At 39.2% G+C, this 26,845-nt stretch carries 26 protein-coding genes, 1 tRNA gene and 1 pseudogene; 10 read left to right on the top strand and 18 right to left on the bottom strand.

Annotated features, from left to right (window positions below; genetic code table 11):
- Nucleotides 1–33 precede the first annotated feature (33 nt).
- The 5 genes from ACHFIZ_RS10295 to ACHFIZ_RS10275 form a co-directional block, all read right to left on the bottom strand.
- Nucleotides 34–642, bottom strand: coding sequence for a TlpA family protein disulfide reductase (locus ACHFIZ_RS10295; RefSeq protein ID WP_410885476.1), 609 nt, complete (start codon nt 640–642; stop codon nt 34–36).
- 111 nt (nt 643–753) lie between these two features.
- Entirely contained in the window at nt 754–2,076 is a 1,323-nt protein-coding gene (locus ACHFIZ_RS10290) for a sensor histidine kinase (RefSeq protein WP_410885474.1), read from the bottom strand.
- 1 nt (nt 2,077) lies between these two features.
- On the bottom strand, nt 2,078–2,752 hold the full coding sequence (locus ACHFIZ_RS10285) for a response regulator transcription factor (RefSeq protein ID WP_410885472.1): 675 nt from the start codon (nt 2,750–2,752) through the stop codon (nt 2,078–2,080).
- A gap of 11 nt (nt 2,753–2,763) precedes the next feature.
- Nucleotides 2,764–3,606: a hypothetical protein gene (locus ACHFIZ_RS10280; protein WP_410885470.1), complete on the bottom strand. Its 843-nt coding sequence runs from the start codon at nt 3,604–3,606 to the stop codon at nt 2,764–2,766.
- A 117-nt stretch (nt 3,607–3,723) separates the two neighbouring features.
- Nucleotides 3,724–3,954, bottom strand: coding sequence for a hypothetical protein (locus tag ACHFIZ_RS10275; protein WP_410885468.1), 231 nt, complete (start codon nt 3,952–3,954; stop codon nt 3,724–3,726).
- A gap of 262 nt (nt 3,955–4,216) precedes the next feature.
- On the opposite strand from ACHFIZ_RS10275, the gene ACHFIZ_RS10270 reads away from it, so the two are divergent.
- Nucleotides 4,217–5,017, top strand: coding sequence for a DUF4382 domain-containing protein (locus ACHFIZ_RS10270; RefSeq protein ID WP_410885466.1), 801 nt, complete (start codon nt 4,217–4,219; stop codon nt 5,015–5,017).
- A 32-nt stretch (nt 5,018–5,049) separates the two neighbouring features.
- Complete coding sequence (locus tag ACHFIZ_RS10265) at nt 5,050–5,571, top strand: hypothetical protein (protein ID WP_410885464.1); 522 nt, start codon at nt 5,050–5,052, stop codon at nt 5,569–5,571.
- A 98-nt stretch (nt 5,572–5,669) separates the two neighbouring features.
- Here ACHFIZ_RS10265 and ACHFIZ_RS10260 read toward each other — a convergent pair whose 3' ends face one another.
- The gene (locus ACHFIZ_RS10260) at nt 5,670–6,713 is read right to left on the bottom strand and encodes a hypothetical protein (RefSeq protein ID WP_410885463.1); all 1,044 of its coding nucleotides are present in this window, start codon (nt 6,711–6,713) and stop codon (nt 5,670–5,672) included.
- Between the two features lie 295 nt (nt 6,714–7,008).
- Here ACHFIZ_RS10260 and ACHFIZ_RS10255 point away from each other — a divergent pair, with 295 nt between their 5' ends.
- The 4 genes from ACHFIZ_RS10255 to ACHFIZ_RS10240 all read left to right on the top strand — a co-directional run bounded on the left by ACHFIZ_RS10255 (nt 7,009) and on the right by ACHFIZ_RS10240 (nt 11,577).
- Nucleotides 7,009–10,332 carry a VCBS repeat-containing protein gene (locus ACHFIZ_RS10255; protein WP_410885461.1) on the top strand — a complete coding sequence of 1,108 codons (3,324 nt, stop codon included), beginning with the start codon at nt 7,009–7,011 and terminating at the stop codon, nt 10,330–10,332.
- A 105-nt stretch (nt 10,333–10,437) separates the two neighbouring features.
- Entirely contained in the window at nt 10,438–10,869 is a 432-nt protein-coding gene (locus ACHFIZ_RS10250; RefSeq protein ID WP_410885459.1) for a hypothetical protein, read from the top strand.
- Nucleotides 10,870–10,971: 102 nt separating this feature from the next.
- Nucleotides 10,972–11,103 (top strand): hypothetical protein, encoded by a 132-nt coding sequence (locus ACHFIZ_RS10245; protein ID WP_410885457.1) that lies wholly within the window; start codon nt 10,972–10,974, stop codon nt 11,101–11,103.
- Nucleotides 11,104–11,214: 111 nt separating this feature from the next.
- The gene (locus ACHFIZ_RS10240; RefSeq protein ID WP_410885455.1) at nt 11,215–11,577 is read left to right on the top strand and encodes a hypothetical protein; all 363 of its coding nucleotides are present in this window, start codon (nt 11,215–11,217) and stop codon (nt 11,575–11,577) included.
- Nucleotides 11,578–12,011: 434 nt separating this feature from the next.
- Here the strand turns inward: ACHFIZ_RS10240 and ACHFIZ_RS10235 are convergent, their stop codons facing one another.
- From ACHFIZ_RS10235 to ACHFIZ_RS10200, 8 genes and pseudogenes are all read right to left on the bottom strand, one after another.
- Nucleotides 12,012–12,509, bottom strand: a complete 498-nt coding sequence (locus ACHFIZ_RS10235) for a transcriptional regulator (RefSeq protein WP_410885453.1) — start codon at nt 12,507–12,509, stop codon at nt 12,012–12,014.
- 8 nt (nt 12,510–12,517) lie between these two features.
- A complete protein-coding gene (locus ACHFIZ_RS10230; RefSeq protein WP_410885451.1) occupies nt 12,518–13,021 on the bottom strand; it encodes a hypothetical protein in 504 nt (167 codons plus the stop codon).
- A gap of 90 nt (nt 13,022–13,111) precedes the next feature.
- Complete coding sequence (locus tag ACHFIZ_RS10225; protein WP_410885450.1) at nt 13,112–13,408, bottom strand: tyrosine-type recombinase/integrase; 297 nt, start codon at nt 13,406–13,408, stop codon at nt 13,112–13,114.
- Nucleotides 13,405–13,947 (bottom strand): phage integrase SAM-like domain-containing protein, encoded by a 543-nt coding sequence (locus ACHFIZ_RS10220; RefSeq protein WP_410885448.1) that lies wholly within the window; start codon nt 13,945–13,947, stop codon nt 13,405–13,407. Before ACHFIZ_RS10220 ends, ACHFIZ_RS10225 begins: the two co-directional genes overlap by 4 nt.
- A 58-nt stretch (nt 13,948–14,005) precedes the next feature.
- Nucleotides 14,006–14,242: pseudogene (locus tag ACHFIZ_RS10215) on the bottom strand (hypothetical protein); the annotation flags it as partial.
- A 403-nt stretch (nt 14,243–14,645) separates the two neighbouring features.
- Nucleotides 14,646–14,719: transfer RNA gene (locus ACHFIZ_RS10210), tRNA-Asp, on the bottom strand.
- 86 nt (nt 14,720–14,805) lie between these two features.
- The gene (gene prfA / locus ACHFIZ_RS10205; RefSeq protein WP_410885446.1) at nt 14,806–15,879 is read right to left on the bottom strand and encodes a peptide chain release factor 1; all 1,074 of its coding nucleotides are present in this window, start codon (nt 15,877–15,879) and stop codon (nt 14,806–14,808) included.
- A gap of 63 nt (nt 15,880–15,942) precedes the next feature.
- Nucleotides 15,943–16,689, bottom strand: coding sequence for a UDP-2,3-diacylglucosamine diphosphatase (locus ACHFIZ_RS10200; RefSeq protein ID WP_410885444.1), 747 nt, complete (start codon nt 16,687–16,689; stop codon nt 15,943–15,945).
- Between the two features lie 127 nt (nt 16,690–16,816).
- Between ACHFIZ_RS10200 and ACHFIZ_RS10195 the strand changes: the two genes are divergently transcribed.
- Both ACHFIZ_RS10195 and ACHFIZ_RS10190 read left to right on the top strand, forming a co-directional pair.
- On the top strand, nt 16,817–17,827 hold the full coding sequence (locus ACHFIZ_RS10195; RefSeq protein WP_410885442.1) for an NAD(P)/FAD-dependent oxidoreductase: 1,011 nt from the start codon (nt 16,817–16,819) through the stop codon (nt 17,825–17,827).
- Nucleotides 17,828–17,829: 2 nt separating this feature from the next.
- A complete protein-coding gene (locus tag ACHFIZ_RS10190; protein WP_410885440.1) occupies nt 17,830–18,150 on the top strand; it encodes a 2Fe-2S iron-sulfur cluster-binding protein in 321 nt (106 codons plus the stop codon).
- Here ACHFIZ_RS10190 and ACHFIZ_RS10185 read toward each other — a convergent pair.
- From ACHFIZ_RS10185 to ACHFIZ_RS10175, 3 genes are all read right to left on the bottom strand, one after another.
- Nucleotides 18,147–19,838 carry a S41 family peptidase gene (locus tag ACHFIZ_RS10185; RefSeq protein ID WP_410885438.1) on the bottom strand — a complete coding sequence of 564 codons (1,692 nt, stop codon included), beginning with the start codon at nt 19,836–19,838 and terminating at the stop codon, nt 18,147–18,149. The two genes, ACHFIZ_RS10190 and ACHFIZ_RS10185, sit on opposite strands and share 4 nt — an antisense overlap.
- 86 nt (nt 19,839–19,924) lie before the next feature.
- The gene (locus ACHFIZ_RS10180) at nt 19,925–20,140 is read right to left on the bottom strand and encodes a hypothetical protein (RefSeq protein WP_410885436.1); all 216 of its coding nucleotides are present in this window, start codon (nt 20,138–20,140) and stop codon (nt 19,925–19,927) included.
- Nucleotides 20,141–20,316: 176 nt separating this feature from the next.
- On the bottom strand, nt 20,317–21,516 hold the full coding sequence (locus tag ACHFIZ_RS10175; RefSeq protein WP_410885434.1) for an anhydro-N-acetylmuramic acid kinase: 1,200 nt from the start codon (nt 21,514–21,516) through the stop codon (nt 20,317–20,319).
- Between the two features lie 616 nt (nt 21,517–22,132).
- On the opposite strand from ACHFIZ_RS10175, the gene nagB reads away from it, so the two are divergent.
- Both nagB and ACHFIZ_RS10165 read left to right on the top strand, forming a co-directional pair.
- Nucleotides 22,133–24,052, top strand: a complete 1,920-nt coding sequence (nagB, locus tag ACHFIZ_RS10170; RefSeq protein WP_410885432.1) for a glucosamine-6-phosphate deaminase — start codon at nt 22,133–22,135, stop codon at nt 24,050–24,052.
- A 27-nt stretch (nt 24,053–24,079) separates the two neighbouring features.
- A complete protein-coding gene (locus ACHFIZ_RS10165; protein ID WP_410885430.1) occupies nt 24,080–25,237 on the top strand; it encodes an acyltransferase family protein in 1,158 nt (385 codons plus the stop codon).
- 1 nt (nt 25,238) lies between these two features.
- Here ACHFIZ_RS10165 and ACHFIZ_RS10160 read toward each other — a convergent pair whose 3' ends face one another.
- Nucleotides 25,239–26,768, bottom strand: coding sequence for a glycoside hydrolase family 10 protein (locus tag ACHFIZ_RS10160; protein WP_410885428.1), 1,530 nt, complete (start codon nt 26,766–26,768; stop codon nt 25,239–25,241).
- Between the last annotated feature and the right edge of the window lie 77 nt (nt 26,769–26,845).

The raw sequence follows: 26,845 nt of genomic DNA, 5'->3' as shown, positions 1-26,845 counted from the left end.
AAAGAATATGTTTATTTATCGTATATTTTTACTTCACAAACGCAACTTATCAATAAATTCAGCAACCTCTGAGTTGCTGTAATCTGCGGCCCCTACCTGCTGAAAAACCACATTACTGGATTTATTCAATATAACGGTAGTAGGCATAGACCCAGAAAAATATTCTACTGGTATTGCACTTGCAGGTGCATAAACTGGTAGCATAAATTTACGCTTTTTCATAAATTCAACTGACGATTCTATTTTCCCATCTACATCGACCATCAGGAAAACAACGTCATTATAACCCTTGTACTTCATGTATAACTTATCAATCGAAGGCATCTCAGCAATGCAGGGAGGGCACCAGGTAGCCCAAAAATTGATGAATACAACTTTTCCTTTTAGATCTGAAAGCTTAACGAGCACTCCATTCTCATCTCTGAAAGCGGCATTACTTGTAATTAACAGCTTAGTCTTAACAGCCCTACCCTCAGGAACATCCGGCTGAAATAAACCGATACGCATTAGTCCCTGAATCACTATTCCTTTCAATTCAGGACTAAAGAACATCGCGATAACAAAAGCAGCCATTACAACGGCGCTTACATTAGAAAAACTAAACCATTTAGTGCTATTTCGATTTTGAGAATTAGTAGCCATAAAGCTTAAAATTAATGAGGTAGAATTGCCTCAAAAACACCACAAATGTAATAAAGTTATGGGATTCGCGGTTCCAAACGTCTACAGTAAGTTTGGGGGGATATTTCTCAGTTACGCATACTCCGCTTTAAATATTAACTTAAACGTAGTACCCTTATCAACCCCGGATTCTACCGTAATTTTTATCCGATGGTAAACTGCAATACTTTTGACAATAGCTAACCCAAGGCCGTAGCCAACCTGCGAATTAAGATTAGTCTTCATGAAACGATTAAAAATAAAGGGAATATCTTCATTTGGAATCCCGATTCCTGAATCGCAGACATTAATTTGATAACGGCCATCATTCAAAAATATTCCACTGACTGAGATAGTCCCGTCCTGGCGATTGAATTTTATTGCATTATGAATCAGGTTAAAAAATAATTGAAACATGAGATCCTTGTTGACATCCTGAAGTACCGCATCCGCAGAAATATCTAAAACTAAACTGATGTTTTTCTCTTCAAACCTATGCCCTATTTCCTCGATTATTTCATGGAATAGCTGCAACGGTTTGATCTGTTCCTTTCTGATATATTGTTCGTTTTCAATCCTGGAGATCAGCAGTAAAGAGCTGGTAATCTTTTTTAACCTGTCTACTGTTTTCATCATCTCTACAATTGCTATAGCAGAAGACTCGTCCAAGCTTTCTTCAGCTAGTAAATTTTCCATTTTGTTCTGTAGGATAGTGATTGGTGTCATCAATTCGTGAGAAGCATTGGAGGTAAATTCGCGTTCTTTATAAAAAGCTTCATTGATCTGACTTATTAGCAGAACTAGAGACTCGTCTAAATATTTAAAGTCGGTCGTACTGGTTTTAATTCGTTCATGCTCAGTTCTAAATGGAAATTCTTTATTGATTAGCTTTGTGTTGATGATACTGGCAAGTGGCTTTACAATAATTCGTATAAACGTTAGATCGATCAATATGGTCAAAACTATTAGCGTAATCAGCACGTACAATGTAAAGCGTTGAAGAGGTTTATTATATCGGTTGATACTTGCATCCGTCTTACCTATTTCGATAAGGTAATTTCTGTTTTTACTTCTAAACGAATAACTTAATATTCGATAATTGAGTGTGTCACCTTCTATCAATACCTGAGAATTTTTAATAGTATCTACAATTACCCTGGCTCCAACTGGTGAAATAGCGATAAACTCTTCCTTCAGCATTGTGTAGCCACTATAATTCGGCTCTCCCCGCAAATAATAATCAATACCATTTTCTTTTAAAATTGAGAGTACCTTTTTTCGCTGCTGCTTCAAAGTATAGTTGGCATATTGAGACGCAATTTCCTTAACCAGGAATGGCAACGCCAACACAAACAGTAGCACAATAACCAACTTTGATCCAGCAATAAAAAGAGTAAGTTTTGTAGAAAGCTTCATCTTATTTTTTTATTCGATAACCTACCCCTCTAACGGTTTCCAGCCAATCCGTTTCAGAATAAGCATTTAATTTTTTCCGAATATTTTTGATGTGGGCATCAATATAATTGGAGTCATAATCATCATTGACAAAAGTTCCCCAGATATGCTCACTGAGTTGCACACGTGTAAGAACCCTACCCTTATGCAATAAAAGGTAGCTAAGTAAGTCGAATTCTTTACGTGACAATTCTATTTGTTGTTGACTAAAAACGATCAGCCGTTTCTGAATATCAACACCAAATTTACCCAATGCAATAAGATCTTCAGTAATATTGAACTTTCTACGAGCTATTGCCTGCATTCTGGATTGAAGTTCGAGTAAATAAAATGGCTTTGCCAGATAATCATCAGCACCTAGATCAAGACCCATAACTCGATCTTTTAGATTTGTTTTTGCAGTGATGATAATATAGACGGCTTCAGGATTATTTTTTTTTGCATGTTTCAGGATTTCCAAGCCATCACCGTCTGGCAGACTCAAATCAATTAAAATAAAGTCGTATTGATTCAGCTCAAGCTGCATTACTCCGCTTTGGAAGGAATGGGCAAGATCGCAGTGGTAAAAACTCTTTTTCAGGAATGCCTCCATTTCATAAGCCAGTGTTTTTTCATCTTCTACAATCAATACTTTCATGGCTATGTCAATTAAAACTGGTAATAAAAAGCTAATCCAAAAAAGGACTGCTGCTGTTTGAGCCCAGGCGCTGCCTTAGCACCAAGGACTGACAGCTGATAGCTGATTTCTGCAACATAACCAGCTCTACTGAAACTGAGTGGAAGTTTGAAATTATAGGATAATAAATTGAAATTACTTGATTCAACGGCACTTGAGTTGATAGCTGGGGAACCTGAGCTTTCTGGAGATAAAGGACCCTTTCCTTTGCTCTTCTCACGCTTCACTTTAGATATTTTATAAGTCTCATAAAAATACCTTGTGCCTGCAACCACTTCTAAAGCAGGCTCAATGTAAACAGAATTCTTGTCATTGAATAAACTACCCAGACTGATTTCTTTTGAATTGGTCAAGCTTAGAAATATATCCCTTTGTTCCCCAAATGCATAGTCGGCATTCAGAGAAGTTTTCATCGACAGCCAGGAATAGGTGCCAGATAGGTTAAAATTATTCTCATTCGAAGCTTGAAGGAGCGGCGAGTTGGCCGGAAAAAAAGAGCGTGTAAATGCTAGCCCTATATTAAAATGTTCATTAAAGTCGTGATCGATGCCCACCCCTAGGTCTGTTTCTGATAAGCCCGAGCCATAATTAAGCAACTTAAAAGATCCCGCAGACAGATAAAGACCTATAGGGAACCTCAAGGTAGCATTTACCAAAACATAGGGCATTTTATCGCTGGTGGCCTGTCCATAATAGCTGACATCGCTGTTAAAAAGCGATGCTACTGTTATCGTAGCCTTCTTAGTGCTATCCTGCTGGGCAATTACTAGAATTGAAGACAAGCAAAAAAATGTTATCAATGATAATGTCTTCATTTGTTATTGATTTTAGTCGTAAGGATGGCTATACCGGTGCTCCAGATTCGTTCATAATGTTTCAATATTTTTCAAGTTAACTAAAAAGGTGGATTAAAGCTAATGGCGATTCTTCTGCTATGGTCTTTTAATTTTTGGCCGTATAATCTTGATAGGTTTCACCTTAATTGGTTTAACGATTATCTCAGGTCGGGACTGCTTTCGTGCCTTGGGCACCTCTACAATCTCGGACTTCCCTGGATCTGTCTTTTGCTCCTGTTTTTCCTTCTTATCAGACTCCTTAGAATCCTGTTTTTTATCATCCTTCTTTTTTTTCTCTTGCTGCAGGCATGGTACATCCAGTATCACAATTGGATGTTTTGCAAACACCAGCATGGGTAAGATCAACATCAACAGGAAAGCGAAACATCTTTTGAAAATAAATGAGCTGTGCATAAGATAAATGTATCAAGTTAAAGTTTTAAAACTGTTGTTCTTTAGACAAAAATCCTTTTTGAAGATGAAATTAACATGAAAATACATGCTCCAAAAAACTTGTAATTTCATGTTTGTTTCATGTTGAACCTGCAATTTTGATTTATAATCTAATTAAATACTAAAATCTAATAACATGAAAAACAAAATTGCTAACATCGCATTCGCCATTATACTAGGCGGGATCACTACTTTTACCGCGTGTAAAAAAAACAGCGACAACAGTGTTGCAGGAACAACTAAAGTACAAATTAGAATGACAGATGCACCTGGAAACTTTGAGAAGATCAACTTGAATGTTAAAGAAATTGTTCTGGTTTCGGCAGGTAAAAAGTACGTATTTGCCACAACCACAGCAAAATTCAACATCCTTGACTTCAGGATCGGAAGCAGCAATCCAGATATTCTGGTTGCCTCAGGTGAGATGCCTAGTGGAGACATCACCGAGATTAGACTAGTACTGAATGATTCTGGGAACACCATAGTTGTTGGTGGAGTTGAATCTGCTTTAACCACTCCAAGTGGACAGTCATCAGGTTGGAAGGTAAAACTGACTACTAATCCTTCGCTGGTTGCAGGAGTTACGTATTCGTTGCTTTTGGATTTTGATGCAGCAAAATCTATAGTAAGTACAGGTAGCGGCAAATACCTGTTGAAACCAGTAGTAAGAGGTATAACTGTAGCTAGTTCTGGATTAATTTCCGGCACAGTATTACCTTTGTTAAGTCATCCGGAAGTTCTTGTAATTACAGGAACAGATACTGTAGGCACTGTGGCAGATCCGTTAACTGGTAGATTTACAGTTGGTGGACTATCTGCGGGAAAATATTCGGTTAAATTTGCTCCTTTAGCAGGTTATAGGGATAGCACAGTTACCAATATTTCAGTTAGTCTTGGTCAAAACACCACATTGGGTACTATTAACCTAAAACAATAAAATAAACAAATTTCAGCATTAAATATATGATCATGAAAAAGCTATTTATTTTTATCGTATTGGCATTATTTGGTTTTGTGCCGTACCATGCATCAGCCCAGATAAATGTCGGCATCAACATCGGATCACAACCACTCTGGGGGCCTACGGGATATGACCATGTTGATTACTACTACTTGCCCGATATTGAAAGTTATTACTATGTACCAACTAGGGAGTTTATTCATTTAAATAACGGAAACTGGATACATACTTCTAACTTACCATCAAGATATCGCAGTTACAATCTGTACAATGGTTATAAGGTGATTATTAACTCACCGAAACCATATTTAAATTTTAAAGAGCAGAAAGTAAAATATGCCAAGTACAAATCTAACCACTCTCAAAAGGTGATTTTAAAAAGCAATAATCCTAAATATTATGTTTTAAAGAATCATCCAAAACATTCAGTGAAAATTAACAACAATCAAGGTAAACCCGAAAAAAACAAGAATAGGGGAGGTGCTAAAGGTCACAACGGATCCAATTCCAAGGGGAAAGGGAAGCATTGAGTATATTAACTGACAAAGGCCCTTCTGGGCCTTTGTCTTTTTACTAAACCAGTAAATGCATTAATTTCATTTTTGGTTATCCATATTGGAAACCTATTTTATAGAATCTGGTAGCGAACTTGTTTGTTTTCTTCCCATATACAAAGACTTCTCTCCCTATCAATAATATATAGCTTTGGCGAACTTCCCTTTCCAAGATCTTTGGTTGTATTGTCATCTAGATTCATCACAATGATATTGCCATTCGCCTGCCAGGCAACAACTGGACTGCCGCCATCTTGTGACATATTTACGTCCCTACCGGAACTTAGTCGCCTTTCGAGGAAGTTTTCACCCCAGAAGAATACTTCTCCATTGCGTTGCCAAGAAGTAGAAACCAAACCTTTATCATTTATTGAAAGGCCACCCCCATCCATAGGGCATCCATTTAGTTTCCAAGTCCCGGTTCCTGCTTTCGTTGGTATGCTAAAAGTTTCTCCTTTATCAACTGACCAAGTATAATAAATATCTCTGGAACCCGTAAGCCAGTTCCGAAACGTGATCGCAAGCTTGCCTGCATTAAAAGCAATATTAGGTTTGCAACACTCACATACATGACCTTCAGGAGACTGATAAACTAGTTTGTTTTTTGTCCATTTACCGTTTCCGTTAGCCTTTGATAAATAGATATTGTTTTGTTTAGACAATCGGAGGTCAAGCCAGACAGCATAAAAATTATCTTCTTTATCAGCAGTAAGTGCCATCAAGCCTTCCGGTGCAGAACCCCTAATATCATTAACTTCGGCAGCGCTTTTCCAGCCTCCACTTTGGTGTTTTAGTAAATAAGAATGAATATCACCAGTCTCGTCCATTGCGGTAATTATACTATAGTTTTTTGACGATGCAATTTGCGGCCCTCTGGTATGTCCAAGGTGCATACCCGATAGTTCAGCAACTAATACGGGTTTTGAAAAACTGTTTCCATTAGTGGTTGAAGTCATGCAGTAAATCTGCTTTCCTTTTCCAAAAGCAATCCTAACAACACCTTTTGTATCTATCGCTGCGTTAGGCTGCTCACCCAAAATTGCTGAATCTATTCTTTGAATGCCTGCTAAAGCCGCAAAATTAAATAGGATAAATAAGAAAGCTAAAAATGATCTCATAAAAGGTGATTGATGTAAAATTACATGACTTTTTCAGAAAGTCATGTAAAAATTATATGCACCAAATTAGCTAAATTGTTTCAATAATAATTTAAAAGCAGTTAAGAATGAATGGAACATACGTCGCGGTGCCGGACAGCCGCTATACTAGGAGTCAGCTGGGCAATGTTATAATGCATATTTATTACAAAGTCAAATTAAAAAGTATAACTTTAGTATAACCAAACAAACCAAGTATAACCGGATTGAGAATTTAAAGCATCTATATCCCAACTATACTTTAAATACTAAATCAATGAGGATACTAACCCTTTGTCTCTTACTTTTTCTTTTCCTAAATAGCTGCACACCACCTAATAAAACAGCAGAAAACAAAACGGAACCTCCTCTTTTTAAGCTACTTGATTCCTCACAAACTGGAATTGTTTTCAACAATGTTGTCAAAGAAGACTTTGAGAAAAACATGCAGGGCTTTTACCAGGGTTTTTATAGTGGAGGGGGTGTTGCCATCGGCGATCTTAATAACGATGGGCTCGATGATGTTTATCTGTCGGGAAATATGAATTCAAATAAACTTTATCGTAACCTAGGTCACATGAAATTTGTTGATATCACCCAAGTTTCAGGAACAGGCGGACGTATTCCCGGATGGAAAAATGGTGTCAATATGGTGGATGTCAATGGCGATGGATTTCTAGATATTTATGTTTGTTATGCAGGCAGGCAGGCAGGCCCAGAGTCTAAAAATCAATTGCTGATCAATCAGGGCTTAGATAAAGATGGGAATCCTACATTCAAAGATGAGGCAGAAAATTACGGGCTGGCAGACCCTTCCTACAGCACACAATCTGTTTTTTTTGATTATGATCGCGATGGTGACCTCGATCTTCTTTTAATAAATGACAATATAAAGGTATTAAGCAATCTTGATGATGTCACTATCGAACAACTGAAAAAACAAGATGACACCCTCGCAGCCTCTAAATTATTCAGAAATGACAACGGACATTTCAAAGAAGTTACTAAACAGGCCGGACTCACATTATCTACTTTATCTTATGGTTTAGGAGCTGGTGTTGCAGATATCAATGGCGATGGCTGGCCAGATATTTATTTATCCAATGACTATGCAGTTCCCGACCGGATGTACATCAACAATGGTGACGGCACATTTACTGACGAATTGCGCAACCAATTGGACCATATTTCCTTATTTTCTATGGGCAACAATATTGCTGACATTAATAATGATGGCCTTCAAGATATATTCACCCTGGACATGCTTCCGGAAGATAATAAGCGTCAAAAACTATTATCAGGTGGGCTCGATAACTATGAGTCGTTCAACATCAATCTTCGAAACGGGTTTTTCTATCAGTACGTTAGGAATATGCTACATATCAATAATGGCAATGGCACTTTTAGCGAAATAGGACAGCTCGCAGGGATTTCCAATACTGACTGGAGCTGGTCACCGTTATTTGCAGATTACGATAATGATGGCTGGAAGGATCTCTTTATAACAAATGGATTTATGCGTGATTTTACAAATATGGACGTACTTAAATTCAACGAAAACTATATGAGGAACCTAAACGGCGAAGTATCTCCAAAGGATCTGGAAACTATCCTCAAAAATGTACCCTCGTCTGACTTAAAGAGTTACTTCTATAAGAACAATGGAAATCTCACTTTCAGTAATAAAAGTACAGCATGGGGCATCACTATTCCGTCAAATAGTAATGGTGCTGCATATAGTGATCTGGACAATGATGGCGATCTTGACCTTGTCGTAAACAATATCAATAAAGTAGCATTCGTCTATCAAAACCAAGGTATTTCTACCTCACACTACTTAAAAGTAAAGCTGGAAGGAGCAGGTAAAAATACTGATGGTCTTGGCGCCAAGGTTACAGTATTTAACAAGGGCAAGCAGCAGTGTTTGGAGCAAATGCCTTCTAAGGGCTATTTGTCCAGCATGTCTCAAAATCTGCATTTTGGCTTGGGCACAGATAAATCTATAGATTCTCTTAGGATCGTATGGCTTAGCGGCAAACAACAGGTAATTAACAAAGTACCTGCGAATACTCAAATCATATTTAATGAAAAGGATGCAAGGGATACTTATCAGAGACCTAAACTAACTAAGCCTGTATTTACTGAGATCCCATCACCAATAGCATTAGCCCAAGTCAAAAACGAAATCAACGATTACAAACGCCAGCCTTTATTGGTTAATGCCCTGTCTTTTACTGGGCCTTGTATGGCTAAAGGCGACGTGAACCGGGATGGTCTGGAGGATGTATTTGTTGGTGGCGGTGTAAATCAATCAGGAGCGTTATTTATTCAACAAAAAACTGGGAAGTTTTTGAAAGAGAATAGACCTTTCATAGCCGACTTGGCAAGCTATGACTCAGATGCAGTATTTTTTGATGCAAATGCTGATGGGTACGTCGATCTTTATGTGGTAAGTGGTGGATATGGTAATTTTACCGAGAATGACCCCTTATTGCAGGACAGGTTATATTTGAACAACGGCAAGGGAGAGTTCACAAAAGCGACTAATTCACTTCCGCAAATGTGGGTAAGCAAAAGTTGTGCACGGATAGGTGACTTTAACGGAGATGGGTATCCAGACTTATTTGTGGGCAGCCGCGTCAAACCATCACGGTATCCCGAAACGCCGAATAGCTTTCTTTTGATCAACGATGGAAAAGGCCATTTTACCAACCAAATTAAGAAGTTCGCTCCCCAGCTTGAGCAAATTGGGATGGTTACCGATGCTGCAGTCTTAGATTTGAACGGAGACAAAAAGCAGGATCTCATTGTTGTGGGCGATTGGATGCCGATCACAGTCTTTATCAATGAAAATGGAAAGTTACAGAACAAAACCAACCAATATTTTGACGAGAAATACAGTGGTTGGTGGAACACGGTAAAAGTCGAAGACTTGAATGGGGATGGCCGGCCGGACCTGGTAGTAGGCAATCTTGGACTTAATAGTCAGTGCCGCGTGAGCGACAAAGAACCTGCGGAAATGATCTATAAAGATTTTGATGAAAATGGGTCTATTGACCCAATTATGAGTTTTTACATTATGGGCAAAAGTTATCCTTACCCAAGTCGAGACGAGATGTTGGACCAGATAAGCATGATGAGAACCCGTTTCCCTGATTACAAAAGCTATTCAGAAGCTGGTCTCAAAGATATTTTCACACCGGAGGAGCTTAAAGGCGCCAAGTATTTAAAGGCTAACTACCTTAAAACTGCATATTTTGAGGGGACTGCCAATGGGAGGTTTAAGAAAAAATCTCTGCCCATACAAGCTCAGTTTGCGCCTGTATATACCATCACGAGTCTAGATTATGATAAAGATGGCAACAAAGACCTGCTATTATGCGGCAACATTTACCAGTCGAGGATTCGTTTTGGTAAGTATGATGCCAATCATGGAGTATTATTAAAAGGAAATGGTAAGGGTAGTTTTACTTATATTCCTGAGGTTAATTCCGGTCTTATGCTTAAGGGAGACGTACGCAGTGTAATTGCGTTAAATAATACGCTTTTGTTTGGAATAAATCAGCAAAACATTAGAGCCTTTACATTTGGCGTTAAATAAAAGGTTCTTGAAGTGTATAAGAGTTGACGATTCCATAACTACTTGATATGGCTCAAAAAGAACATGTGACCGAATCGTATGATTTGATACGTAAGACAAAAAACTATGAAAACGCTAAAAAAATTATCTTTATTTGATCTTTCTAAGGAACAGATTACACTTACATTAGCTGAAATGCAAGAAATTTATGGTGGTGGGCCAGGAGATGATTGTGTATTTCAGACTTTATCTTACCTCTCTGCATTTTATGGGGGAACTTCTGGTTATAATGATTACAATAGTCAATACTCTGGAGACAGTTCATATGTGCATGAAGGTGATCAGGCCAAACTATTAAATAGAAACTTCGAAGGATATTACATTGCATCTAATCTTAGTGGTAAAGCCGTCAATGATGAATTAGCTGCTACTCTTTCTGAATGCAAGGCAATTAGTGTGAATCTAAAGCATGGTACAGGTGCTCCTGGTAGTGGATCAGGCGCATTACACAATGTTGCAATTACTGCCAGAGAAGCGAATGGAGATTATCGATACTGAGATGCTCAAAACAACAGATCCGGAATTATTCAAAACATTAATGAATGTGATACGAAAACAATGTTCATCGTTGATGGTATAAGAAAACCTTAATTTAAATAAATGAAAATTCCTTTTTGGTCGCTACTGTTGATTTTTTCAACTTTTGGTTTTGCTATTGCACAAGACTCTGTAAAAGTTGAAGAAACTGAAGCAGCTTTTTACTCATTATTAAAGGGAGGGAAGGTTGATTAAAAGGTTCCTAAAGGATATAAAAAAAAATTTATTGCACAAAATGCTCATATTGGAACAATATTGTTGTCTGGATCAAGACATCAACTTGAGAATCAGAAAGATAGTATTTTCATGTATTTTAGCTTTGATCGAATTGATACTGCTGAGGCATATATTTCCAAAATGAAAAGGTTTGGTTTTGGGTGGGATATGAATAAAAACTATCTGCAAACCCAGAGTGATACTGTGAAATTTCCGATAAAAAGAAACTCAACAAGTTTTACAAAAAACAAATATAATGCTGATGTTTCTGGATTTTATGAACTGCCCTTAAAAAAATTGTACAAAGAAAGATATAGTAAGTGTAAAGTGGCTTTCATTCATAAGGAAAATAGGGCAGATATAACTTTATATTTCTTTTATAATCCAAATAAGGCAGCAACTGTATCAAAACACATGGCTAAAGTTTTAAGAAACATCAAATTTGTCAGTTAAATGGTATATTACTGAGTGTCCGCGACAAAATTGATCTTAAAGATGTTACATTTATAATTCCTGTTAGAATCGATACTATTGAAAGGCTTGAAAACTTACTCTTAGTTACGAACTATTTACTTGAACATTTCACAACAAGCATTTATGTTGTAGAAGCAGAAGAAAGAAATAATTTGATTTTGAAACAAAGTCTACACTCGGAAATTCAATATTTTTTTATTGATGTATTGGTCGCTGTTGAGCACAAATTGAGATTGCAATTAATTTGCTTCGAAGGAGGTTAGATGATTTTGTATATCCTTATGACGGCCGATTTTTCGATACAGGAATCGAAATAAGAAGGAAGTTCATGACTCATAATAATATTAATGATCTACATGGAAACCTACCTTTTTGAGATATGTGCCTGATGGAACTATTATAATTGAAAGGAATTAAGCCTTGACTACCTGTTGCTGAAGCTTTTTAAGGGAATATTGATGATAGTCCCTGGTTTTTTCCTGTCTGGCGCGGACCAGTTCATTTTTATCCTCAAGGCGCAGCCATATTGAAGCACTTACAGGAAACGTGGCTTCAAGTATCATTGCGACATCAGCATTGATTTTGCGTTGTCCATTTAAAAGCTTGGTGAGGTTTCCTGTATCCCAATCAATATAATTGGCAAAGGTCTTTTGGTTGACCATCACAACATCCAAACACCGCTTCAAAAATGTTCCCGGAGGAATAATATTTGAGGACTCGTTTTCCAGATAATCCAACATGGCAAATCTTATCCCATCCAATTTGATATTTAATTTCTCAGACTCGGTGTACGAACTATATCTTTCAGCAATAGCTTGCTTAAGTCTTTTATACCCCTCACTGTTCTGATCTACACCATTAGGATCTCCAACTAATCCATCTTCGAGTAAATATTCTTCTTTTGCTTTCATATCTATAATTAGCTATCGTGGTTCCTAAACAAATATTCATTTATTAATTGCTTCCCTACTTTTGGCTCAATAAACATATAAGCCGGATCTACCCTAATCGCTCCATATTTTTCAGAGTAAACTTTGATCACTTTTTCATCCATACATTTGAAAGATAAAAATCCTTCAAAATGGCTTTTGCCGTCTAAAAAACTCAATTGGCAAGCCTTTGAAATTAGGCAGCCTGCAACAAAATCAAATTGCTTTCCCTTGCCCTTATTATGCGGTGCAGATTCCAAATAAGCCATATAGGGTTCTTCCTTACCAAGCATCTGAAAAAGCAACAAACCCTGTACAACATCTGGCACCGATCTTAGAACGATCTTAAAAGCCTTAGAATTTGGTAGTGCAAAATGCTTCTTCCAGCTGAATTCCCATCCGTCCGTAATGCGTTTCATGTCGGAAATATTCGCCGCCACTAAATTAGCATCTATAAGTTTCTGTGAAGCTGTGTCCAAAAGTAAAACTTCCATTGTTATAAAGATAATAAATAATTGTCAATTTTGTACTATTTAATTAGAGCTTGTTTATATTTACTGTTCTGAACTAGAAGAGTAGGGAGTCTATTCAAAAAGCTTGATGATACGGGCTTCTTTAGGATTAAGTTTCAATGACTTCAAATTTGAACATCCGAATTTTTGGTTAAGCCCTGCCATATCTGCACCTACCTTATGGTCTAATATTTTTGCATAGATCTGGGTTGTTCTAATATCAGTATGACCAAGCATTTTACTTACTGATTCTATAGGAATACCGTTACCTAAAGTGACGGTGGTAGCAAAAGTGTGCCGGGAAATATGGAATGTAAGGTGCTTTTTGATTTCGCATAGATCCGCAACCTCCTTTAAATAGGCGTTCATTTTTGGTTACTTACAACCGGCAGCACCATACCTGAATTTTTACAGACTGGATGATACTTATACCGTTCGATAATTTCCAATGCCACGGGGAGCAAAGGAATATGCGAAGCAACCAATGTTTTATGCCTGAGTTTTTTGATCCACGCCATTCCATCACTACTTATGCTAATCTCTGTTGAGGTAAGCTGCTGGACATCAATAAAGCTTAAGCCGGTATAACAACAGAACACAAACACATCCTTGACGACCTGCAAACGAGCTATTGGAAATACCTTATCTGCCAGGGTCTCTAGTTCCCTCTCGGTCAGTATCGCCCGTTCCACCTTTGTCACTTTATTCTTAAGACCTGCGAAAGGATCAAGTTGGATCCATTTATTGGCGACACAAATGCGCATCACTTTTCCCAGATTTTTTAAGTGCTTTACCGCGGAGTTGTTCGCACAGCCACCCTTCACTCGCAGGTAAAAACTGAACTCGGTAATAAAATGATTGTCTACACGAGATACTTCCAAATCAGTAACCTTGAATTTATAGAGCAAGAAATTCTTAAGATGTTTTAAGGTTGTATTGTACTTGGTAAGCGTAGGCTTTCTATAATCAATGCCTATAAGCGCCTGCCTCTACCTTGTCATTGTGATCCTGGAAGACTTCAATCAGTGTACGAGGCTTTTCTTCATCTAATCCAAGATATCGATTCATGATGGTCTGCGCTGTCGTTTCCTTTTCTTCTGTAATTAAGTCAGAATGGATTTGATCAATTTGCTTTTCAAGCGTAAACAAGTAATTATTGAAACTTTTGACTTCCTGCCTGCTGCCACTCATTCGGTTCGCTTTGGCATTCCATTGATTAGGATCACAGGTTTTACCGGAATAAAAGTCCTTCCGGGCACTATTAAATAGTAATGCGCATGTAGATCGGAACTTGCCCCTGGGTGTAGTTTTTTGGCTTCTTCAAGTAGAAGAAGGTACTAAAATTGTTTCTCATCGTTTTTTACGAATTAAATAGTTTAACAAAACTAGCAATGCAGATACTCTCAGTCAAGATGTTCGATGATCGAACATCTTGTATATCAGTGATTTAGATACGAATTCGGTGAGTCAACTGATTTAGCTGCTAGGCTCACCGAATTACTCACCTTTTATATGCGAAATCGTAGGTATTTGGGTGCCCCAGTTAACGAAAAAACCCTGTTTTCGTATGAAAACGGGGTTTTTGTTGGTTTTGACACCCTTTTTGCGGACCGGACGGGACTCGAACCCGCGACCTCCGCCGTGACAGGGCGGCATTCTAACCAGCTGAACTACCGGTCCGTTTTTCCGTTACTTTCGTTTCGGGATTGCAAATATAGTGTGATTATTCTATTTCGCAATAAATATTTTAAAATAATTGTAACTCCTTAAGCTACAGAACCCTCTTTCATCTTCTCCGCGTTCTCAGCAAACTGTAGTGCATCGATCAGCTCCTGTACCCCGCCATCCATAACCCCATTTAGGTTATAAAGCGTTAAACCAATACGGTGATCCGTAACCCTTCCTTGTGGATAATTGTACGTTCTGATCTTCGCTGAGCGATCTCCTGTAGACACCATCGTTTTACGACGGGCAGCTATATCGCCATTCTTTTTCTGCAATTCAATATCATATAGCTTACTTCTAAGCATCTCCATAGCAATGATACGGTTACCAAGCTGTGAACGATCCTGCTGACAAACTACAACGAGCCCTGAGGGCTTATGCGTCAATTGAACCTTAGTCTCTACCTTGTTCACATTCTGCCCACCTGCACCACCTGAACGTGACGTATGCAATTCAATGTCTGCAGGATTAATATACAGATCTATTTCTTCAGCTTCTGGAAGAACAGCTACCGATGCAGCAGAAGTATGTACGCGACCTTGGGTTTCTGTGTCCGGCACGCGCTGCACCCGATGTACGCCCGATTCGTATTTTAACTGTCCGTAAACGTCCTCTCCAGTCACTTTCAATATTACCTCTTTGTAACCGCCTGCTGTACCTTCAGTAACATCCACGGTTTCCACTCTCCAACCTTTTTGATCGAAAAATCTGCTGTACATACGGTATAGATCGCCCGCAAACAATGCCGCTTCATCACCACCGGTACCACCTCTAATCTCAAAAACGGCATTTTTTGCATCCTCCGGATCTACCGGGATCAGCATTAAACGAACGCGTTCTTCAAGTTCCCCTTGTTGCGCTAATAAAAGATCAAGTTCTTCTTTAGCCATCTCCCTCATCTCTGGATCTTTCTCAACACTTAAGATCTCTTTATTCGCATCAATATTGCTCATCACATTCTTGTAGACCCTGTATTCTTCTACAATCTTGCCCAAATCTTTATATTCCTTATTCAATGCAGCAAAACGCTTCATATCCTGCATTGTATCAGGGTTACTCAGCTGTTCCTCAACATCTTCCCAACGAATTTTGATGGCTTCTAACTTTTCTAACATATTCTTTTCAGAGAAATTAATAAATGTAATATTTATTTGGCGAGCAAAAATACGGCTTTTGCCCTAATATTCTTCGAAATATTTAAGGCTTAAATCCTTACCATCAAACTCAGCATAACTACAATGGTTGATCCATTCACCTGTATTTATGTACTTTGATCCATCCCCAAGATCCACCGAAAGCGGTAAATGCCGATGCCCAAAAATAAAATAGTCAAAGTGTTCACGCTTCAACTGCTCTTTAGCATAAACTGCAAGCCACTCGTTCTCTTCTCCCATAAAAACCTCCTCAGTACTGCTTGCTAGTCTGCTGTGGCCAGACCACCAAATACCAAATCCCAGTCCTATTCTGGGCGGAACAAGGGAAAACAACCACTGACATACAGGATTTCTAAAAATCCTTCTTAAGAATTTGTATTTATGATCTCCAGGGCCCAGGCCATCACCATGATGTATATAAAATTTTTTACCGCTTCGCTCAATTACCAGGTCATCACTAACGATCTGAATACCCATTTCTGTAGTAAAATAATCATCAACCCACATGTCGTGGTTACCTTTAAAAAAGTAGATCTTGATACCGGCATCACTCATCGAAGCAAGTTTTCCCTGAAGTCGGATAAAGCCCTTAGGAACCACCGTCTTATATTCAAACCAGAAATCGAAGACGTCTCCCACCAGGAAAAGCTCCGCACATGTAGGCGCTATGGCATCTAACCAACGGATTACACGGTCTTCCCGCTTGCGACTGGTTTCTAAAGTTGGAGATCCAAGATGAAAGTCTGAGGCGAAGTATAGGTTCTTAGTCATTAATCAACAAATATATATAAAATATCAGATCGGATAATTGTCAGAAGTTCTACAGGATAGGTAGAATAATCACAAATAGCCAAATTATTAAAACAAAAGTTCGTAAATTCGCACAAAATTTAAATACATGATTTCTACTGATATAGCCATTATTGGCGCCGGACCTGTAGGTTTATTTGCAATATTTGAGGCTGGTTTACTTAAAATGCGCTGCCATTTAATTGATTATCTACCTCAGGTGGGCGGGCAACTGTCAGAAATCTATCCTAAGAAACCTATATACGACATACCGGGTTATCCTACGGTTTTAGCACAGGAACTAGTAGAAAACCTGATGGAGCAAGGTAAACCTTTCCACCCGGGTTTCACTCTTGGAGAACGTATTGAAGGCTTGGAAAAAAGAGGCGAAGCAGATTTTGTTTTGACTACTAATATGGGTACCATCATCGAAGCTAAAGTTGTAGTAATCGCTGGCGGTCTTGGGTGTTTTGAGCCTCGCAAACCTGTTGTTGCCGGTTTAGAAGATTTTGAAAACGGAAGAGGTGTCAACTACATGATCCTTGATCCTGAGAAATACCGCGACCAGAAAATGGTTATCGCGGGTGGTGGCGACTCTGCATTGGACTGGACTATTTTCTTAGCAGATGTAGTTAGTGAGCTCACCCTAGTGCATCGTAGTGAGAGCTTTCGTGGTGCTCCCGATTCAGTAAATAAGGTAATGGAACTTGCCGCTAGTGGTAAGATTAACTTGATTTTAAATAGCAACTTAAACTCTGTTTCAGGAGAAGGAAAATTAGAGACGGTAGAGATTGTTCATAATAAATCATTAGAGAAAACGATAGTTGAAGCTGATCACCTGATTCCTTTGTTCGGATTAAGTCCGAAATTGGGCCCTCTTGAGCAGTGGAACCTAAACATAAGTAAAAGTGCTATTGAAGTTAACACCGATGATTATTCAACAAATATTCCCGGCATCTACGCGATAGGTGACATCAATACCTACACCAATAAATTGAAATTGATTCTTTGCGGTTTCCATGAGGCTGCATTGATGAGCCATAGCGCTTATCAATACATGAACCCTGGGGTTAAATATACCATGAAATATACAACAGTAAATGGCGTTTCTGAATTCTAGTTATGGACGAAAATAATATCCTCATTCACGTACAAAACCCTGATGGTTCATTAACTGATCTGGAAGCGCCCGTAGACATGGGCTTGAGTTTGATGGAATATCTGAAAGCATGTGAGTACGATATACTTGCAACTTGCGGCGGTATGGCACTTTGTGCTACTTGCTGCGTAGACGTATTGGAAGGTGAAGAAAAGTTAAATGAAATTACGGATGATGAGTATGCAATGTTAGACACGCTTCCTGATCTTTTGCCTAATAGCAGGTTGGCTTGTCAGCTTCAACTAAACCACGCAATGAATGGTTTGATTGTTAAGCTACACTAATTCTTAGCTGCTATTGTTTTAACTGGACTGCCAATCGTTTTATATTCTCCGTCACCTTTAAGAATTGCCAGCATTTTAGTCGAATTCCCCAGCACTGCTTTAGCAGCCGCCAATTCTTTATCATATTGGAATGCTTGCAAAACTTTTCCCTTTTCATAATAATAACGACTAACAATCTGTGTTTCTAATATGCGCTTGATTTCTGCTTTGTGGGTGGTTAAATCAGTCTTTTTTGCACCCAACATCTTTTCTTTCAGGTCATCAAGATCAGCCTTAACTGCAGCCAGCTTATTTTCCTTTTCAGCTTCAGCTCGTAAATCTGTAAGCAGGCGCTCAGTTTGAGAAGAATAAGAATAGTCCTTACCAGCTAAAGAGGACACGAAATCTGCGTAATCTGCTTCAGTCATCTGGAAGGTAGCAGCAGGAGCAATTTCCTTATTTTTCTTTTTATAGGCATTAGCATAATCAAAAAACAGGTTCTTGGAAATGATGGACATAGTTATAGGGCTGGGCTTATTGGCATTAACGAGAACGTCTGGATACACGCCATTTCCATCATACACGTTTCGCCCGGAAGTGGTATTGAATTTACTCATTACAGAATCAGCAAATTTAATAGTGTTTCCGTTTACGTCTTTGTGTGCATAATCCAAAGCCTGGATGCATCTCCCTGATGGAGTGAAGTATTTTGCTACCGTAACTTTAACTAAGCTATTATAGGGAAGATTAAAGGTTTGTTGAACCAGTCCCTTACCATAACTCCTTTGTCCTACTATAATTGCTCGATCCAGATCCTGCAAAGAGCCTGCAACTATTTCTGAAGCAGAGGCAGATGAACTGCCAACAAGTACGACCAAAGGGATCTGAGGCAGCAACGGGTCACTGTAAGTTTTGTAGACGATGGTTTTTTGAGGATTTCTTCCTTTTTGCGTTACCACCAATACATTTTTGTTTACGAAAAGATTTACGATTTTGACTGCTTCCTGAAGGATACCACCTCCGTTATAACGAAGATCCAGAATCATTCCTTTTGGCTGCTGCTTATTCAAGGCAATAGCCGCGTCTTTGACCTCTTGAGCCGAGTTTTCAAGAAACTTGTCTAATCGTATGTAAGCAAACTGATCCTCTGTCATACCAGAATAGGAAACATTGGGTTGCTTGATCTCATCTCTGGTCAGCTTTTTACTGATAACTGATCCCTCTCTGATAACTACAAGATCTAAAGCCGATCCTTTGGGCCCCCGAAGCAATTGACTGATTTGTGCGCGGTCTTTACCTTTAATCTCGTTACCATTAATTTTTACAAGCTGATCTCCTGGTTTAATTCCTTGTTTGTCTGCTGGATAGCCCTCGCTTACTTCATTAACAAAAAGCTTTCCTTCAATATATATTGTACTTGCGCCGATACCCCCGTATTGAGTACTCACATATTTCAGTTTGTAGTCTTCAATTTCCGATTCAGGTATGTATTCCGTATATGGATCCAGATTCTCGAGCATGGCGTCAATTCCATTTTTCATCAGCGCGGAAGGATTGGTTTCTTCTACATAGTTGATATTAATCTCTTTATATAAAGATGCAAAGACGTCAATGTTTTTAGAAACCTCAAAAAGATCTTCTTTGAAGGACCAGGTGAGTGTTGCAAAAGCAACTAGACAAAGAGCTGAAACTATCTTAATTTTTTTCATTGTTCAAAATCTGTGTAGAAGTAAACTTAGAAAAAAATGCGGTTAAAAGCAATCAGCTCAATAAGAAAGGCGTATCATGTTTATTACTATAGACGATTCCCATCAGGGTCTGCCAAAGCTTTTTTGATGGTAAACTCAATGTATTCTCTATCACGTTTTACCAAACCCATTAATTGCTCTACTAATTTATCCTCGCTTCCTGGTTCGAAAACAAGGTCTACCTGTGCTAAATCACAGTACTTTCTCAAGAACTTAATCTTAACTTTTTTGCAGGTATCAGTAGTAAGCGTAAAACTTGCCATAGTAGTTGTTTTGATGCAAAAATAGGAAAAAATGTATGTTACGCAAAGTGCCCCCCGCCAAAGTATTTGGCAGGGGGCACAATGATGAGACTATCTGACATCAACTACCTCGTTACGGAGCTCTTAAAAGAAGACCCAAAAATGGAAGAATACCAATTAAAAAGTCTCGAGATACTTTAAAACGGGAGGCAGACTTTCCCCATGCAAATAGATGGTAGACCAGATCTTTGTCCAAAATCAAGAGAGTCGCCAGCAAGTGTCTCATTTGCGAGTATGGCAAAGAGAACTGCTTCTTTCGCATCCGGAAGAATCCCTAGCTCATCAGTCGTAGCAAATCTCAGCTCAGGAAGATCCGCTTTCAGGCACGACACCAGTAATTTATTATGAATCCCGCCCCCACTAAAATAAACTGTAACCGCTTCATCATTTGTTATACATCGTTTGATGGAATTTACGATGACGGTAGCAGTGAATTTGTTTAACGTTGCAAGCACATCCTCCCGAGTAATATATTGGGTATTTGAATTCAATTGAGCAGAAGCAAGGAAGTTCAAATTAAACAACTCTGGCCCGGTCGTTTTTGGAAAAGGGAGGTCAATAAATTTATGTTTCAACAACGAGGTCAATAAATCGCTATTAACATGACCTGAGGCCGCTATCAATCCATCTACATCATAAGTCATTCCTTCGAAATTTGCCTGAACAAAATGATCCATTATCGTATTTCCAGGTCCAACATCTGTAGAGAAAATTCCTTCTACACTACTGTCGCCAGGCAAATAGGTAATATTAGCAATACCACCAATGTTGAGCATAATACGGGTTTCTCCTGGTTTTGAGAAGTATAAATAATCACCATAAACGGCTAGAGGAGCGCCTTCGCCACCAGCGGCGATATGCTTTTGCCTGAAATCAGCGATCGTAATAATTCCGGTTTTAAAGGCAATATGATCCCCATCACCTATCTGAAGTGTGGCATTTGGATAGCCTTGCAATCCATGCAATGATTTAGGAGCATGGTAAATAGTTTGTCCATGACTTGCAATCACATCGATCTCCGAAGGCTTGATTCCCCATTCCTGCAGCGAGCCTAGAACCATTTCAGCATGCAACAATGCAATTCTCTCGTTCATTAAAGCGATCATTTGGAGATCAACCATTGTTTTCGAAAAGATAGCCTGTATTTCCGTCTTAAGTTCATCATCATAAGGAACAGTATGAAATTTCATTAATTTTAGCTCTGTGTTGAGGCCATGTCCTTTTATCCTGCAGAGAGCAATATCAAGACCATCCAAGGAGGTGCCCGACATTAGTCCGATGATAACCCGTTCTTCTTTTTGTAGTATGTTAAAGAAGGTATTCCAATTTTTGCTCATTACAATTGATATAAGACGATTCAAACTTAAGAAATTTGGCCATCTAACAGTCTAAACTCCTAACAAAAAGCTTATGTTACAAGAGCATACTTGTCAATTATATAGTGAAATTGTGCTTAATTCCTTAGGGCTTAATCTTCACTAAACTGAAGATATTTAGCCATAAAATAAAACAGGAGTTTAGTTAACTCTTCTTAACTTTAAAAACATTAGGCACTCTATTGTAGTTAACAAATTACGGAAGGAGTCGAGAATAGGTCTTAAATAATAAGGAGGTAACAGGGACGTAACAGGGAGGTAACAGGGACATAACAGGGAGATTGCCCCTGTCAACTCCTTTTTAACTCCCGTTTAACCCCCTGTTACATAATGGTTACCTCAAATCAGGTTACAAAGCTAAACCAAACTAGGCTAAAACCGAAGATCGCGCAAATTAATAAAATAATATAGAGAAGTTCTTCATTGTAAACCTGATTAATTTATCGAACTCAGGTTAATAACCAACATTAAAAGAACGTATGATTATTAAAAAGAAATAAATACTTTTTAAAATAGTTGAAAAAGTGACTTTGCTCCGCTATATTTACTGCTCCGTACACCTTTTAACATTATTTAAATGGCAAGATTAAACCTCCTGGAGGCAACGCGCTTTGAAAAACTCCAAGTTTCTGTCTTTAAGAATCCGAAAGAAGCTTCACTTAATGTAGCTCATCGTATTGCAAATCTTATAAAAACTAAACAGCAAACAAGTGAAATGGCAGTTTTAGGGCTGGCAACAGGTGCTACACCCATCGCTGTCTATGCAGAATTGGTGAGAATGCATCAAGAGGAGGGTTTAAGCTTTAAAAACGTAATTACCTTCAACCTGGACGAATATTACCCGATGCAACCTAATGCTGCACAGAGTTACGTATCATTCATGAACGAGAATCTATTCGACTATATAGATATCGATAAAGCAAATGTGAACATTCCGGATGGGACTTTGAAACTTGAGGATATCCCTGGCTTTTGTTTAGCTTATGAAAAAAAGATTGGAGATTTGGGAGGATTAGATATACAAATACTTGGTATTGGTCGTACAGGTCACATTGGCTTTAATGAGCCAGGGTCTGCACCTAATTCTGGCACTCGACTAGTTACGCTTGATGATCTGACCAGAAGAGATGCTGCGAGAGACTTTGGAGGTAAGAGCTTTGTTCCAACAAAAGCGATCACCATGGGCATTGGAACAATCTTTAAGGCCAAAGAAATCATTCTGATGGCTTGGAACAGAAAAAAAGCATCTATTATAAAGAAAGCCGTGGAGGGGGAAATGTCAAGTGAAGTTCCAGCCACCTTCCTTCAGTTATCTGAGAACGTAGAATTTATTCTCGATCAGGATGCAGCCTCTTTACTTACCAGATTTGATACGCCATGGTTGGTAAAAGATTGCGTTTGGGATGAAGTATTGACTAGAAAAGCAGTGATATGGCTGGCAAACTATCTACGTAAACCTGTATTAAAACTTACAGAAGATGATTACAATAACCACGGGATGGCTCAATTGGCTTTAGAGAGTGGTCCTGTATACAACATTAACATTCACATTTTTAATAAACTTCAGCACACCATTACAGGTTGGCCTGGCGGGAAACCTAATGCAGACGATTCACAAAGACCAGAGCGGGCAGAACCATCAAAAAAAAGAACTGTGATCTTCTCACCACATCCTGATGACGATGTGATTTCTATGGGCGGAACCTTCATCCGCCTGGTTGACCAACAACACGACGTACACGTCGCTTATCAAACGTCAGGCAATACCGCTGTTTGGGACGATGATGCTTTGCGTTTCGTAGAATTTAGCGTCGGCTTTTCAGAAAAGATGGGCTTGGAAAGCGCGGACCTTAAAACACTGTATCAAAGTATGCGCAGTTTTATGGATCAAAAACTTCCCAATCAAATAGATACCCTTGAGATACAAACAGTAAAAGGCCTGGTTAGGAAAGGGGAAGCCATTGCAGGGGCACGCTATTGCGGCCTGGAAGACGATCATATTCACTTTATGGAACTGCCCTTCTACGAAAGCGGCAAAAACCAGAAGAACCCAGTAACAGATCTAGATGTGCAACTTACAATGGATTTACTGCAGAAAGTAAAGCCACATCAGGTGTTTGCGGCGGGAGATTTTGAAGATCCGCATGGAACGCATATCGTATGCTTTAATATCGTGATCGAAGCGCTAAGAAGGTTGGCGAAGACTGAAAGTTGGGTGGCTGACTGTTGGGTTTGGATGTATCGAGGTGCTTGGAAAGAGTTTGAAACTCATGAAATTGAGATGGCTGTTCCCTTGAGTCCACAGGAAGTGGAAAGGAAGAAATTCGCTATATTTAAACACCAGTCTCAAAAAGACAGGGCTGTATTTCCCGGTGATGATGCCAGAGAATTCTGGAAAAGGGCAGAGGACAGAAATAGGGAGACTGCAGAATCTTATGACGAACTTGGACTTGCAGAATATGAAGCGATGGAAGCATTTGTACGCTACAAGTTTTAATCCGTATTCCAAATAAACGTACATACCATGGCCATAGACCACCCACTAACGGAAGCTCCGGCTCGTTTGCTTTCTCTCGATTTTTTTAGAGGGGCTACCGTTGCCGCAATGATACTGGTAAACAATCCGGGAGACTGGGGGAATATTTATTCACCTCTAGAGCACGCGGACTGGAATGGATGTACCCCAACAGATCTTATTTTCCCATCGTTTCTCTTCATTGTGGGTGTATCTATAGCATATGCCATGAGCAGTAAGAAGGCTGATACTACATTACATGGAATAACAATATGGAAGGCACTTAAAAGAGCGCTGATTCTGTTCGGATTGGGGCTCTTTTTGTCGCTATTTCCAAAAGTATTTACTGCACCTATTGAGGCTTTTGAGCATGTTAGAATTTCGGGCGTACTGCAAAGAATAGCTTTGGTTTTCTTTTTTGCTGCTGTGATCTTTTTGAAGACAACAGAAAAGAACATATTTAAACTAATTATTGTACTTCTTGGAGCTTACTGGGCACTTATGACCTTTATGCCTGTTCCTGGTGTAGGAGCAGCGAACCTTGAGAAAGAAACCAATCTCGGCGCCTGGATAGATCGGTCAATATTAACCGAAGCACACCTATGGAAATCTTCAAAAACCTGGGATCCGGAAGGTATCCTTGGAACTATTCCAGCTATTGCAACCGCATTATTTGGAGTACTGGTAGGCGTTTATTTAAAACGTAAAGATTTGGATTCAGCTACTAAAATATCCTGGCTATTTTGTACAGGCTTAGTTGCTACAGGACTCGGCTTGCTCTGGGGACTTCAGTTCCCAATTAACAAAGCTTTATGGACCAGCTCCTTTGTGCTTTACGCAGGCGGCATAGCAACTATGATTCTGTCTTTGTGCTATTGGATCATTGATGTCCAGCAATATACTAAGTTTACAAAACCTTTTGTTGTGTACGGTGTCAATGCCATTACCGTGTTTTTCGCTTCAGGATTAATCCCCAGAATCTTGAACATGATTTCATGGAAAGCAACCGATGGTTCCCAACTGCAGCTTACCAACTATTTATATTCCGGATTAGAACACAACCTCTCCCCTTTAAATGCTTCACTGGCATGGGCAGTATGCTTTGTGCTTTTCTGGCTCGTGATTCTCTGGGTCATGTTCAAGAAAAATATTATGATTAAGGTCTAAGCTAACGCTGAATACCAACAGGACCACTTGGATCACTTTCATTTTTTAGTCGGTCCAGGGCGGTAATAAGATAGTTGTAACGCTTTCCTTTCTCTGCATTGGTATCGATGTAAGATGTAAATTCTTCGAAGCTTATCCTTAAGATGTTTTTAGGATTCAATATTCCAATCCCTTCTCCTTCTTCAAACCGATAGAGCACGTAACCTGATGCAGTCTCGCCATCGCTCGCTTTGATTGGCTTTATCCACTTTAAATGAACACCATCTGCTTTTGCTTCTGCAGAAAACTGCTGGGGCGCATTAGGTACCACGTCATCCAGCCATGGCATTTGTGGCGGTAAAGCAGGATACTTATATAGGTCATTCTTCAAAGAGTCACCAACTGCACGCGCGATGGTCGAAAAAGACTTAGAACTAAAATAAACACTGCCCTGCACTCTATTGTTATTTCGAATGTATCTTACCTGATCTGGGATCTGACTTGGGATGCTCCAGGCAGCTTCGGATCGCTGGTTGACCAGGTAAGCGGCTTGTCCAATGTAAAGATGTCTTCCGAATGTGTTGTTACTCCACCAATCTACCAAGGTTCCAAATGGTGCAACCCGGCGAGAGAAACTAAAATAAATTTGTGGATTGATATAATCAACCCAGCCTTCTTGAACCCACTTTCTCGAGTCTGCAAAGAGCTCCGCATAATTGGATAAACCATTCGTAGCTGAACCAAGCGTATCCTCTGATTTATTTCTCCATATTCCAAAGGGACTGACACCGAATTTCACGTAATTCTTATAAAAATGTATGCTGTCATCCAACTTTTTTATAAGCAGGTTAACATTGTTCCTCCTCCAGTCACTAATATCCGCAAACCCATCTGAGTACCTATTGAAGGTTGCGGCATCATTGATCTGCTGACCTTCTACTTTATAGGGATAAAAGTAATCGTCAAAATGAATGCCATCAACGTCGTAGCCTTTCACCACATCGAGAATGACCTGAACAATATAGTCCCTAACTTCGGGTATTCCGGGATCAAACTGCTTCTTACCGGCGTAAGTAAAAAACCATTCGGGGCGCTGCTTCGTCATATGGTTTTGGTGGGTAATAGCGTTTGCGCTCATTGTAGCGCGGTATGGGTTGAACCAGGCATGAAGCTCCATACCTCTGTAATGAGCCTCCTTAATCGCAAATTCTAAAGGATCATAGCCCGGAGCAGGAGCCACTCCCTGTTTACCCATTAACCACTGACTCCAGGGCTCTCGTGATTTCGCATAGAAAGAATCGGCAGCAGGCCGAACCTGAAGCATAATGGCATTCATACCATTTGCTTTGTGCCTTTCAAGCAATCCTATTAACTCTTGTTTTTGCTGATCTACACTCAGTCCAGGTTTAGAAGGCCAGTCGATATTAGATACTGTTGCTACCCAGACACCTCTAAACTCGCGTTTTGGAGCAATTTTTGAGGTATTTTGAGCGAATGATGCAGACGGAATTATTAAACATAATAAAAGCCCATAGATGCTGGTTTTTAGCATTTTTAGTTGTTTTGTTTTGATAGAAAATTAAGTTTCACTTGTGTAGTCATGTATACATTACGGACACATTTCCTAGC

It is taken from the genome of Pedobacter sp. JCM 36344 (assembly GCF_046546555.1).
Taxonomy (GTDB): domain Bacteria; phylum Bacteroidota; class Bacteroidia; order Sphingobacteriales; family Sphingobacteriaceae; genus Pedobacter.
Note: the sequence above shows the minus strand (reverse complement) of the source record. Positions and strands in the feature narration are given on the sequence as shown.